Source organism: Gemmata algarum (assembly GCF_034097035.1).
Classification (GTDB): domain Bacteria; phylum Planctomycetota; class Planctomycetia; order Gemmatales; family Gemmataceae; genus Gemmata; species Gemmata algarum.
This window is the reverse complement of sequence record NZ_JAXBLV010000207.1, coordinates 36,132-47,157: the sequence shown is the minus strand read 5'-3', so window position 1 is coordinate 47,157 and position 11,026 is coordinate 36,132. Positions and strand designations below refer to the sequence as shown.

Below are 11,026 nucleotides of genomic sequence, written 5' to 3'. Positions count from 1 at the left end.
CAGGCGTGGATACGGATCAACCGGATTCGGTATCATGCGCCGCGGCGCCCGCTCGAACGAACGTCGCCGGCCGGTTTATCGGCACATCCCGCGTTTCCCCACTTCCCGACCTCGTTCGCAACGGCGGCACTCAGCCGCTGCCCGGAGCGGTCATGCTCAGCACGACCTTCCCGAAGTGGGACCCGCTTTCCATGTGGCGCAGCGCGTTTACGGCGTCCGCGAACGGGAACGCGCGGTCGATGACCGGCCGGATCTGCTTCTCGGTGATGACCCGGTTCATCTCCTCGAACATGGCCCGGGAGCCGACGAACACCCCCTGGAGTCGGACGGCTTTCATCAGCACCGGTACCGGGTTCATCGTGCCGCCACCGGTCAGCACCCCGATGACCGCGACGTGCCCGCCCGTTTTGACCGCCCGGATCGACCGGTCCAGCGTGCCCGCGCCGCCGACCTCGACCACCACGTCCGCCCCCGCGCCGCCGGTCTGCTGCCGCGCCCACTTGTCCCAGTCCGGATCGGTGCGGTAGTTCACCCCGGCGGCCGCGCCGAGCCGCGCCGCCCGCGCGAGCTTGTCGTCACTGCTGGAGGTGATGAGCGCCCGCGCCCCCAGGACCGTTGCCAGTTGGAGGGCGAAGATCGATACGCCCCCGGTCCCCTGGAGCAGCACGGTGGTGCCTGGACCGGTGCTGGCGGCCGTCAGCGCGTTCCAGGCGGTCACCGCGGCGCACGGGAGCGTCGCCGCCTCTTCGTAGCTGAGGTGCGGCGGGACCGCCACGAGCGCGCGCTCGTGAACGGCGATCACTTCGGCGAACACCCCGTCTCGCTCGCTGCCGTATGTCGCTCCGGCCGCGGCGCCGGTGATCGCCCCTTCTTCCCAGAGCGGCATGAAGGTGTTCGCGACCCGGTCGCCCGGTTTGAACCGCGTGACCCCCGCGCCCGCGGCGACCACCTCGCCCGCGGCGTCGGACCCCATCACCCGCGGCAGCGCGAGCTTCGGGTTGTACTGGCCCTTTACGAGCATCAGGTCGCGGAAGTTGAGCGACGCGGCCCGGACCCGCACCAGCACCTCGCCCGGACCGGGCGCCGGCTCCGGGCGCTCCTCGAGCGCAAGGTGTTCCAAACCGAACCCGCCGCGCAGAACGAGTGCCTTCATTGCGTCCCCTCCGCCGTCCATTATGGGTGAGGGTACCCGGGCCGCGGCGAGAGGATTTCACAGAAATCGCGGTTCTGTGTGCCGCCCCGGATATGGTAAACTCGGGTCGGATCGGGTCCGCGGATCGCCCCAAGCTCATGTCCGGTCTCGCACTAATGGATTCGTCCGATTCGCTGAAGCTCGACGAGAACCTCGCGCGGTTCCTGGCGGCATACGACCAGGAACTCGACGGGGGGGACGGTCGCGCGCCGACCCTCCAGGTCCAATTCCCCCCGCTCAGCGACCCGGCCCTCACGCCCGAGCGGCCCGTCACGCCGCTGCCCCCCGGGGCGGCCCACGAGGGGTCGATGAGCGAGGTGCTCCCGGACGCGGGCCGCCCGCTGCACCTGCCGCCGCCGCTCGGCGGGGGGCACCGGATCGGGCGGTTCGAGCTGCGCCGCCAGCTCGGCAAGGGCGGGTGCGGGATCGTGTTCCTGGCCTACGACCCGCGGATGCTGCGCGAGGTGGCGCTCAAGGTGCCGCGGCCCGAAATGCTGATGAACCCGGACGCCAAGCGCCGGCTCAAGCTCGAGGCCCTCGCCGCGTCCGAGTTCGATCACCCGAACCTGGTGCCCGTGTACGAGTGGGGCGAGGTCGGGCCGCTGTGCTTCATCGCCACCGCCTTTTGCCCCGGGCAGACGCTGGCCGAGTGGCTCGACCGGCAGGCGTTCCCGGTCCCGGTGCGGCAGGCGGCGCGGCTCGTGGCGACGGTGGCCGACGCGGTGCAGCACGCGCACGACCGCGGGGTGCTGCACCGCGACCTGAAGCCGAACAACGTGCTGCTCCAGGAAACGACGGTCGAGGAGGGGGACGAGCAGCCGGCGGGCGGGGTGCCGCTCCGCGGCTCGTGCTACATCCCCCGGGTGGTGGACTTCGGGCTGGCGAAGGTGGCCGAGCGCGGCGGCCCGTCGGAAACCGGCACGCGGCAGATCCTGGGGACGCCGAAGTACATGGCCCCCGAGCAGGCGCAGGCCCGCCGCGAGGACATCGGCCCGCCGGCGGACGTGTACGCGCTGGGGGTGGTGCTGTACGAACTGCTCGCCGGCCGCGCGCCCTACGACGGCGCCACCGACGTGGAGGTGCTGCGGCAGTCCGTGGAGGGTCGGCCGGTCGCGCCGCGGCAACTGCGGCCCGACCTCCCGCGCGACCTCGAAGCGATCTGCCTGAAGGCGATGGCGTGTACGGTCGGCGAGCGGTACCGCACCGCGATCGACCTAGCGGACGACCTGCGGCGGTTCCTGGACGGCCGGCCGACGGTGGCCCGGCCGCTCGCGTGGAGCGGTCGCGCCGGCCGGTGGCTCCGCCGCAACGACCAGCTCGTCGCGATCGCGGTCCTGGCTGCCATCGCGCTGTTCGTGACGTCGCTGGGGACGTGGAACTCGTACAAGACCCGGAACCTCCAGACCGACAACAACAAGCTGAAGGACTACCAAGCCGAGCGGAATCGGGTGGACCAGCAGCGCGAGTACGCGCGCCAGGTGCGCGACGGGTATTATGCTTGGCGCGGCGGGAACACCCAGGCCGCCGCGGAGGCGCTGGACTCGGCCCGCCGCGCGTCCGACCTGGTGATGGACGCCCCCGAGTTCGCGCACGACCACCTCGTCCGCCTCACGAGGACCGGCCAGTTGGTGGTCGTGTGCCCCGCGGGGGCGGTGGCGGCGCTCGCGGTGTCACCCGACGGCACCCGGCTGGCGAGCGGGCACGCCGACGGCACGCTCGCGGTGTGGGACCGGGCGACCGGGACCCAACTCGGGACGCTCAAGGCCCACGCGGGCGAGGTGTCGCGTGTCGCGTTCGTTCGCGACGGGGCGCAGGTCGTGACCAGCGGCCCGGTTCCGAACGGCCTCACCGGAATGCTCGCGTGGGCCGTCGGGCGGAGCGGCTCTCTGGCCCCGACCGGCACGGGCGTGCTCGGCGTCGGGTTCGCCGGCGGCGGGCTGATCGCCGCCCCGCCCTGGCCCTTTTGGGTTCGGCCCGCGGGGCGGGGGGCGGTGCTGGCCGTCGCCCCCGACGGGCGAGCGGCCCGGAGCCCGCGCCCGGGGTGGGTCGAGCTGCCGTCCGGCGCCGTCATCGCCACCGACGACACCGGTGACGTGCGCGCCGGGGCGTTCGCGCCCGACGGCGCGACGCTGTTCACCGCCGGCACGGACGGCATCATTCGCTCGTGGGACGTGAACCGCGCCCCGTGGGACCGCGGCGCGACCCCGAGCGACACGCCGGTGGCGGTTGCGGTGTCATCCGACGGCGCAGTGCGGGTGGTCGCCGGGGGCGCTCGCGTCACCCGCTACGAAAACGTCCACGCCCCGGCCGGCGCACCGGTGCTGGAGCGGCCGGTCGCGGCGGTGCGCGTCTACCACGACGGCCGCACCGGGTTCGTGTCGTTCGACGGGGCCACGGTTCAGGTCGCGGACCTCTCGGGCACGGCGGTCACGGAGCGGTTGCGCGCGAAGGTGCCCGGCGGGCGGCTGCCGGTGTCGGCCGCCCTGACGCCGGACGGTGGGAGCGTTGCGGTGGCGGACGACGCCGGGGGCGTGACGGTGTGGTCGGTGGCCGGGCGGAGCGCGGCGGGCCGGTACGACACCGGGTTGCGGCGCCTCGGCGCGGTCGCGCTCTCCGACGACGGCAAGGTGTTGGCGGCGCGCGGCCCGAACGGGGTGCTCGTGTGGACCGTCGGCACGCCGGAGACGCGCGCGGTGATCGCGGTCGACGACCAAGCGGTGTTCCGGTTCCTGCCAACGGGTGACCGGCTGGCGGCGGCCGGGCGGGACGGCGTGGTGCGGGTGTTCAACGCGGCGGGCCGCGAGGAGCACGCGCTGTTCGGGCACGTCGGGCGGGTGACCGCGCTCGGGGTGTCGCCGGACGGGCGCACGCTGGTGAGCGGCGGGAGCACCGGCGAGGTGCGGTTCTGGGACCTGAAAGCCGGCGTGGAACTTTACAGCGCCCGGCGGCACCCGTCCGCGGTGACCGCGATCGAGTTCTCCGCGGACGGCAAGTTCATGCTCACCGGTGCCGAGGGCCAGTTGGCCGCCTGGGACACGCGGTGACGCTTGGCGGGCGCGAGGCTGCCGTCGTCGGTTGAGCCGGTACGCTCCGGCGTGACTCCTGCGCCTGCCGGAGGTGCCCGGCGCGTTTCGGCGGGTGGTGCCGGTACAAGGAATGAGGCAGATGCCGCGGTTACGAATCGCAACGCTGTCCGACGTACCCCGGTTGCAGCGGCTCGTCGAACAGTCGGTCCGCACCTTGAGCGAAGGGTACTACTCACCGTCGCAAGTCGAAAGCGCCCTGCGGTACGTGTTCGGCCCGGACACCCGCTTGATCGCGGACGAAACCTATTACGTGATCGAAGACGCGGGGGAACTGGCGGCGGCCGGCGGTTGGAGCCGCCGGCTGACGCTTTACGGCGGCGATCAGGCGAAGGGAGCGGACGACCCGCTTCTCGACCCGGCGGCCGATCCGGCCCGCATTCGCGCGTTCTTCGTTCACCCGTCCTGGGCGCGGCGGGGGCTCGGCCGGCGGCTGTTCGAGCGGTGCCGCGAGGCCGCCGTTGCGGCCGGGTTCGGCGCGCTGGAACTGATGGCCACGTTACCCGGCGTGCCGCTCTACCGCACGCTCGGGTTCACCGCGGCCGGGCCGACGGTCGCGGAACTGCCCGACGGCGAACTCCTGCCGATGGTACGGATGAGCCGCCCGCTGCCGTAGCACCTCCGCCCGCAGGCGTGTGCCGCCCGATCACCGGCGAACCGTTCACACGAGCCGGTCTCAGGACCAGTTGAGTAAGGCGGTCCAGTCCACCCCCGCGAGCCAGCCGATCGCATCGGACGCGACCGGGGCCGCGCCGGAGACGACCACATCCACCACCGTCGGGATGGCGAAATCGACATCCCCACCGAAGAACGCCGCCCCGACCGCGGCGCGCATGGCGAGGTAGTCGCACGCTTCGCCGGCGTTCGCGTGAAGGGACTCGAACGCCGGGGCGGAACAGTGCAGGACGTAGGCCCAGCACAGGTAGTCGATGCGGAGCGCTCGCTCCAGCGCCGTTTCCTGCACCTGCGCGGGCGTGTAGTGCGGCTGACGGCCGTACTTGGCCCGAAGGGCCGGGCCGAGGTCGGTGAGGTAAGATCGCACCGCCCGGCGCTTGTCGGCGGTGAGTGTGGCGGTACAAGCGGACGCGGGCGACACCGAGGCGGGCGGTTCCGGCGCCAGTGCGTACACGCCGCCGTCGTCGTCGTCGAGTGTGGTCGTTGCCATAAACTCCTCCTCTGTGACGCGCCGCGGTTCCCGAACGGATCGGGAGCCGTTGAGTCTTACGCCCGCCCGCCGGAAAACAGGCCGATCACCCCGCACAGGGTCGCCAGCACGATGCCCGCCGGCCACCACAGGTCGTAACCGTACCGCAAAACCAGAGTGACGGCGAACAGGGTCATGGACAGGCCGATGGCGACCCCGCTGCGCTGCTCGGCGAGCCAACTGAACAGTGAGAACATGCGAAACGCCTTGGTCATCGTGTGGCCGAGCCGGCGTGCCCGCAACGCCGGCCCGCGCCACTTGGTGGGAACGCCGCAAGAGTGACTACGAGGACCACAACCATAACGACCCGCCCGGCGGTTTTCCAGACCTCGCCGGCGCATCTCGGCGCGCACCGCAGACCTTACGGGAGGTTGTTCGCTGGTCGGCCGAGGAAATTGTGCTGTTCGTAGTAAGACCGCGCGCCGGTTGGTGCGATTGCCGGGCTGGAGCGCGGGTCTTCCGGCGTTTGCCCTACTCGGGGACCGGATTCACGTGAAGTTGAAGAAGTAGCACGGCGCGAACAGCCCGCACGAACTCGGGCCGTGCATGTGCCACAGATCGCGGTTCCCGGCCCTTACGGTCGGCGCCTTTGTGGGGCGCGGCCGTAATTGGTCGGGGATCGGACCGCCGTTCCTTAACGCCCCTCCGACGGGCCGCGTTCCGGTTTGCCGAATTCCACGGCCGGCTGCGGGGTTTCGTTGACCGAGAGGCGGAACACGTCCGGGCGGGCGTAGTGGCCGACCGGGTCGAAGTCGAACCGCGCCCGCGGGATCTCGGCCGGGTCCAGGTCGGCGATCAGCACCGCCTCCTCACCGAACACCGGCCCGGCCAGCACCTGCCCGAGGGGCGAGATGACGCAGCTCCCGCCCCGGATCAGCACCGCCGCCGGGTCGTCGCCGTGCCCCCCGTCGTAACCGGGCGGGCAGTCCTTCCGGGTTAAAAACTGGCAGGCCGACAGAACGAAGCACCGCCCCTCAAGGGCGACGTGCCGGACCGTCGGGAGCCACGTGTCGCGGTCGTCCACGGTGATCGCGCAGTACACCTCCACGCCTTTGGCGTACATCGCGGTCCGCAGCAGCGGCATGTAGTTCTCCCAGCAGATCACCGCCCCCGCCTTCCCCGCCGGGGTGTTGACGACCGGGAGCGTGGACCCGTCTCCCTGGCCCCACACCAGACGCTCCATCGCCGTCGGCATGAGCTTCCGGCGCGCGGCGATGAGGGCGCCGTCCGGGCCGAAGAACAGGGCGGCGCAGTACAGCGTCGAGCCGGCGCGCTCGACCGCCCCGACCACCAGGTGAACGCCGTGCTCCCGGGCCGCCGCGCCGATCGCCGCGGTCGCCGGCCCCGGGACCTCGACCGCCGCCTCATAGTACCGGCGGAACTCCTCCCGGCCTTCGGGCGTGCGGGACCCCATCCGGGCGCCGAAGCCGAGCCCCTTCGGGTACCCGCCGACGAACGCCTCCGGAAGGACGACCAGTTTCGCCCCCCGCGCGGCCGCCTCGGCGACCAGACCGCGGAGCTTCTCGAGGGTCGCCGGCGTGTCGAACAGGGGCGGCCCGGCCTGAACGACGGCGACGCGGGTGGCACTCATGAGCGGCAGTTCTCTTTTCTCGCGTTACTCGGCCAGCCGGACGCCCAGGGCTTTCATCCGGGAAGCGAGGGTGGTGGGCTTGAGCCCGAGCAACTCGGCCGCCCCTCCCGGCCCGTAGATTTTACCCGCCGCCTTGCGCAAGGCGGCCCGGATGTTCTGCCGCTCGAGGTCCCGGAACTCGGCCTCGGTCAGCACTTGGTCCCGCGCGCCGGCGGGCGCCGGAGCGGTCGCTCGGTCGGCCGCCGGCACGGCCTCCGGAAGGTTGAGGGCGAGCCGCCGCCCGGCGGACACGATGGCCGCTCGCTCGATCACGTGCTGGAGCTCGCGTACGTTCCCCGGCCAGGGGTACCCCCGCAGCCGCTCGGCGTCCGCCGGGGTGAGCTTCGGCACCGGGCGGCCGAGCCGCTTCGCCGCCTGCTCGAGAAAGTGCTCCCCCAGCGGGACCACGTCCTCGGGGCGCCGGCGCAGTGGCGGCACCTCGATCGGGAACACGCCCAGCCGGAAGTACAGGTCCGGCCGGAACCGCCCGGCCTCGGCCTCGCGCCGGAGGTCGCGGTTCGTGGCCGCGACGACCCGCACGTCCGCCTTCCGGGTCCGCTCCTCCCCGACCCGTTCGAACTCCCCTTCTTGAAGCACGCGCAGCAGCTTCGGTTGGAGGTCGAGCGGGAGCTCCCCCACCTCGTCGAGGAACAGCGTCCCGCCGTCGGCCAGCTCGAACCGCCCGACCCGGTCGCGGACCGCACCGGTGAACGCCCCCCGGACGTGCCCGAAGAACTCGCTCTCGTACAGGTCGCGCGGGACGGCCGCGCAGTTCACTTTGATGAGCGCCCGGGCCGCGCGGCGGCTGCGGGCGTGGACCTCCCGGGCGACCAGTTCCTTGCCCGTTCCGCTCTCCCCGGTGATGAGCACCGTCGCGTCGGTCGGGGCGACGAACTCGACCTGTCGCAGGACGGCGTCGAGCGCCGGGCTCTGCCCGACGAACCGGCCGTAGTGGGCGGCGCGGACCTCTCCCCGGAGGTATTCGGTCTCGAGTTCGAGCTGCCGCCGCAGGGTCTCCACCTCCTCGAACGCGCGGGCGGTGGCAATCGCCGCCGCGGCGTGGTTGGCGACCATCCGGAGCCACCCGAGCGCCTCACCGTCCAGTGGCGCGCGGGTGAACACGGCGAGCACCCCGAGGACCCGGCCGTGGTGGACGAGCGGCTGGCCCCCGAACCCGGTGATCCCTTCGCGCCGGACCCAATCGGAGTCGGCCACCCACGGGGAGTGCGGATCGACATCCGGAACTTCCAGCGGCCGGCCGGAGAGGCCGATCTGACCGACCTTGCGCTCGCCGAGGGCGAACCGGTGGAACGCCCCGTCGATCTGGTCCCACGCCTCTTCGGGGGCCGCGACGGACCGGCCGGCCCCGGCCACCAAGTGGAGGGCCGGTTCGGTGCCCGGTTCCCGACCGCTCTGCCGGCAGATGTCACACGTCCCCGGCGGAAGGGTGAGCCACACCCGAGCCAGGGCCACTTGTGGGGAATCTGCGAGGCGAGCGGCAACCAGCCGCAGAAGGCTATCGACCGAGCGCTGCTCGGCCATTTCGAGGAGCAGTTGCTTGGGGTCCGTAAAGATGGGCTCAGCGGCGGCCATACCGACACGGTAACGAAAAATCGTGCTTTATCAACGAGATTTCGTGGTCAACGATTTTTCGTTGTTCTGGCTTCATTCGGTGATTAGGTCATAAATCGTTTTCAATCATTGACTTGAGTCGAGTAGATGGGGCGGCATACGACTTGCCTTTCTGGCGTACATTCCTCACCCGAGCTTCTGGAGAAGACTATGGCCAGCGTTCGTTGTCCTTGCCACGGTAACCCGGCCTGCCAGTTGTGTCACGGGACGAAGTTCTACGAGTACCAGCCCGGCCCCCGCGGGTGGCTGCCGTTCGCCTGCCCCACCTGCGCGGGTACCGGTTCCACGCGCACCGCCGAGGGAACGCAAGAACGGTGCATCACGTGCAAAGGCTCCTGGAGCATCGACCCGGGGTACCCGCCGATGGCCCCCGGCTGGCGGGGCGCGCTGCGGGCCGGGTGGAAGACGTTCTTCGGCGGCGGCTGATCGCCCCGGCCTTTGACTGGCATCCTTTCCCTCCCACACCCGACCCCGCACCGCCATATGACGACCGAAACCGAGCCCGCCCCGCCCGCGAGCGTGTCACCGAAGCTCTCGGCCGTTGAGGGCATCAAGGCCGGGAGCAAGTACCTCCGCGGCGACTTGGCCGAACAGCTCGCCGCCGACACCGACCACCTGTCCGAAGACGGCAAGCAACTCATCAAGTTCCACGGCAGCTACCAGCAGGAAGACCGCGACGCCCGCAAGTACCGGCAGAAGGCCGGAGTCGGCAAGGCGTACATGTTCATGATCCGGCTGAAGCTCCCGGGCGGGAAGCTGACCGCCGACCAGTACCTCGCCATCGACGATCTCGCGGCCCGGTACGGGAACGGGACGCTCCGACTCACCACCCGCCAGAGCATCCAGCTTCACGGTGTCTTAAAGGTGGATCTGAAGGCCACCATCGCCGGGATCAACGAGGCGCTGCTGTCCACGCTGGGCGGGTGCGGGGACGTGAACCGGAACGTCGTCTGCTGTCCGGCCCCGACCGGTGACCCGGTTCGCACCCAGATGCAGGCCCTGGCTGACGCCGTTGCCGCCCATCTCGCTCCGCACGCCGGGCGGCAGGCGTACCATGAACTGTGGCTGAACGGGGAAAAGGTTCCGGACCCGGTCGCGGTTCCGGTCGAGGAGGCGGAGCCGGTGTACGGGGCGGTCTACCTCCCGCGGAAGTTTAAGACCGCGTTCGCTCTCCCTGAAGACAACTGCACGGACCTTCTGGCCCACTGTCTCGGGTTTCAGGCCGTGGTCGAGGGCGGCCAACCGGTCGGGTACAACCTGTTCGCCGGAGGCGGCCAGGGGCAAACGAACAGCAAGCCCGACACCTATCCGCTCCTCGCCCAGCCCATCTGCCGGGTCGATCCGGACGAGGTGGTGGCCGCCGCGGAGGCGGTGGTGCGGCTGTTCCGGGACCACGGGAACCGCGCGGACCGGAAGCGAGCCCGGCTCAAATACGTGCTCCACGACTGGGGTGTTGAGCGGTTCCGGCAGGTGTTCGCCCGGGACTACTGGAAGCGGCCCCTGCGGCCCCCGGTCGAGCGCCCGATCACCGGGGCGGACCTGCACCACGGGTGGCACCGGCAGCGGGACGGGAAGTGGTTCCTTGGCCTGTCGGTCGAGAACGGCCGGGTCAAGGACGAGGGCGCGGTCCGGCTGCGGAGCGGGCTGCGTGCGATCGTCTCTCGCGTTCGGTGTACGGTGCGGCTGTCGGCCCAGCAGGACGCGCTGCTCGGGGACATCGCGGCGGGGGACCGCCCGGTCGTTGACGCGCTCCTGAGCGAGTACGGGGTTCCGCGGCCGGAAACGCTGCCGATGGTGCGGAAGTGGAGCATGGCCTGCCCGGCCATCCCGACGTGCGGGCTGGCGCTCACCGAGAGCGAACGCGCCTTGCCGGGCGTCGTGACCCAGCTTGAAGCCGCACTGGCGCGGTTGGGGCTGGCCGGCGAGCCGATCAGCGTCCGGATGACCGGGTGCCCGAACGGGTGCGCCCGGCCGTTCCAGAGCGAGGTCGGTCTGGTCGGCCGCGGGGGGACGAAGTACACGCTGTACGTGGGCGGGGACGTGTTCGGCCGGCGGCTGAACTTCGAGCTCGAGGATTCGGTGCCGATCGAGCGGATCGTTCCCAAACTGGCGGCACTCTTCGCGGCGTTCAAGGGTGAGCGGTCCCCGGGCGAGACGTTCGGGAACTACTGCGCCCGCACCGACGTAGAGCGGCTGCGGCAGTTGGCGGCGGGCGCCGGCGGCTGAGCAGAACCGGTCGCACGCCGCCCGCGGCTTGTGGGCGGCGGTCTTTAATTGGGAGCGAA

Annotated in this window: 9 protein-coding genes; 4 read left to right on the top strand and 5 right to left on the bottom strand. The window is 71.3% G+C overall.

The genetic code is table 11. From position 1 onward, the window contains the following. Positions 1–130: 130 nt before the first annotated feature. Positions 131–1,153, bottom strand: coding sequence for a zinc-dependent alcohol dehydrogenase family protein (locus R5W23_RS23745; protein WP_320688453.1), 1,023 nt, complete (start codon positions 1,151–1,153; stop codon positions 131–133). Positions 1,154–1,290: 137 nt separating this feature from the next. Here R5W23_RS23745 and R5W23_RS23740 point away from each other — a divergent pair, with 137 nt between their 5' ends. Next, a complete protein-coding gene (locus tag R5W23_RS23740; protein WP_320688452.1) occupies positions 1,291–4,236 on the top strand; it encodes a serine/threonine-protein kinase in 2,946 nt (981 codons plus the stop codon). 121 nt (positions 4,237–4,357) lie between these two features. Further along, positions 4,358–4,891, top strand: coding sequence for a GNAT family N-acetyltransferase (locus R5W23_RS23735; RefSeq protein WP_320688451.1), 534 nt, complete (start codon positions 4,358–4,360; stop codon positions 4,889–4,891). A 60-nt stretch (positions 4,892–4,951) separates the two neighbouring features. Here R5W23_RS23735 and R5W23_RS23730 read toward each other — a convergent pair whose 3' ends face one another. The 4 genes from R5W23_RS23730 to R5W23_RS23715 all read right to left on the bottom strand — a co-directional run bounded on the left by R5W23_RS23730 (position 4,952) and on the right by R5W23_RS23715 (position 8,702). Next, the gene (locus tag R5W23_RS23730) at positions 4,952–5,440 is read right to left on the bottom strand and encodes a DUF6559 family protein (protein WP_320688450.1); all 489 of its coding nucleotides are present in this window, start codon (positions 5,438–5,440) and stop codon (positions 4,952–4,954) included. Positions 5,441–5,496: 56 nt separating this feature from the next. Next, on the bottom strand, positions 5,497–5,676 hold the full coding sequence (locus R5W23_RS23725; RefSeq protein ID WP_320688449.1) for a hypothetical protein: 180 nt from the start codon (positions 5,674–5,676) through the stop codon (positions 5,497–5,499). A 437-nt stretch (positions 5,677–6,113) separates the two neighbouring features. Beyond that, on the bottom strand, positions 6,114–7,070 hold the full coding sequence (locus tag R5W23_RS23720) for a carbon-nitrogen hydrolase family protein (RefSeq protein ID WP_320688448.1): 957 nt from the start codon (positions 7,068–7,070) through the stop codon (positions 6,114–6,116). A 24-nt stretch (positions 7,071–7,094) separates the two neighbouring features. Further along, positions 7,095–8,702, bottom strand: a complete 1,608-nt coding sequence (locus tag R5W23_RS23715; RefSeq protein WP_320688446.1) for a sigma-54-dependent Fis family transcriptional regulator — start codon at positions 8,700–8,702, stop codon at positions 7,095–7,097. 189 nt (positions 8,703–8,891) lie between these two features. Between R5W23_RS23715 and R5W23_RS23710 the strand changes: the two genes are divergently transcribed. Together R5W23_RS23710 and R5W23_RS23705 are read left to right on the top strand one after the other, a co-directional pair. Then, on the top strand, positions 8,892–9,167 hold the full coding sequence (locus R5W23_RS23710; RefSeq protein ID WP_261184869.1) for a hypothetical protein: 276 nt from the start codon (positions 8,892–8,894) through the stop codon (positions 9,165–9,167). Positions 9,168–9,224: 57 nt separating this feature from the next. Beyond that, positions 9,225–10,967, top strand: coding sequence for an NADPH-dependent assimilatory sulfite reductase hemoprotein subunit (locus tag R5W23_RS23705; protein ID WP_320688445.1), 1,743 nt, complete (start codon positions 9,225–9,227; stop codon positions 10,965–10,967). The last annotated feature ends 59 nt before the right edge of the window (positions 10,968–11,026 follow it).